Origin of the sequence: Chromobacterium sp. ASV23 (assembly GCF_016428945.1) — a bacterium.
GTDB classification, from domain to species: Bacteria; Pseudomonadota; Gammaproteobacteria; order Burkholderiales; family Chromobacteriaceae; genus Chromobacterium; species Chromobacterium sinusclupearum.
Window position 1 is genome coordinate 1 of the sequence record NZ_JAELTR010000263.1, and the last position, 302, is coordinate 302.

Sequence of the window (302 nt, forward strand, 5' to 3'; positions counted from 1 at the left end):
TATGTGCCGCTGTGCGCGCACCTGGGCTTCTCGCCGCTGGCCACCGTGGCCATCATCGGCACCGCTGGCGCCTTGGGCGACGCCGGTTCGCCGGCATCGGACTCCACCATGGGGCCGACCTCCGGCCCTGTCTCTTATACACATCTCCGAGCCCACGAGACTCCGCCAATTATCGCGTATGCCGTCTTCTGCTTGAAGAGGGGGGGGGGGGGGGGGGGGGGGGGGGGGGGGGGGGGGGGGGGGGGGGGGGGGGGGGGGGGGGGGGGGGGGGGGGGGGGGGGGGGGGGGGGGGGGGGGGGGGG

The 302-nt window shown here is 77.2% G+C and carries 1 protein-coding gene; it reads left to right on the plus strand.

The annotated features are described in order from the left end of the window. The coding region (locus JHD59_RS23050) for a Na+/H+ antiporter NhaC family protein (protein WP_304492390.1) at positions 1 to 302 on the plus strand (302 nt) is incomplete at both ends.